Raw genomic sequence first — 536 nt, 5'->3', positions numbered from 1 at the left:
ATCATATGATACAAAATGTGACAATGAAAAAACCAATCACCTTCTTCATTAGCTAAAAATTCAATAGTATCTGTTTCCATTGGCATAATATCAACAACGTTTTTCAGCGGAGCGTAATCACCTTGACCGTTAATTAAACGGAAATCGTGTCCATGTAAATGCATTGGATGTCGCATCATTGAACCATTATAAAGAGTAATGCGCAATATCTCTCCTTTCTTCACTAAAATTTTATCTGTTTCAGAAATTACTTTGTTGTCAAGACTCCACACATAACGGTTCATATTCCCCGTAAGCTCAAACTTTAATTCCCTTACTGGTGAGCTTGAAGGCAAAACTGTTTTAGTGGGAGATTTGAGCATTGCATAATTTAAAGTGACAATATCCAAATCGTCAGTAGGCTCATCCAGAATCAATAACTTCACTTCTTTGGCAAGGGCTTTCGCAATCTCAACTAGTTGCTGCTTGCCCACACCTAATTGACCAACTAAGGTGGATGGTGACTCTTTTAGACCAACTTTTGCTAATAACTCTTG

At 36.9% G+C, this 536-nt stretch carries 1 protein-coding gene; it reads right to left on the bottom strand.

Annotated features, from left to right (window positions below):
• A partial coding sequence (locus ACFQSB_RS40375; RefSeq protein ID WP_380832668.1) for a multicopper oxidase domain-containing protein occupies positions 1-536 on the bottom strand: 536 nt, incomplete at both ends.

This window comes from Sphaerisporangium rhizosphaerae, assembly GCF_042665155.1.
Classification (GTDB): domain Bacteria; phylum Actinomycetota; class Actinomycetes; order Streptosporangiales; family Streptosporangiaceae; genus Sphaerisporangium; species Sphaerisporangium rhizosphaerae.
The sequence above is the reverse complement of the archived record's forward strand: the minus strand, read 5'-3'. Positions and strand labels throughout refer to the sequence as shown.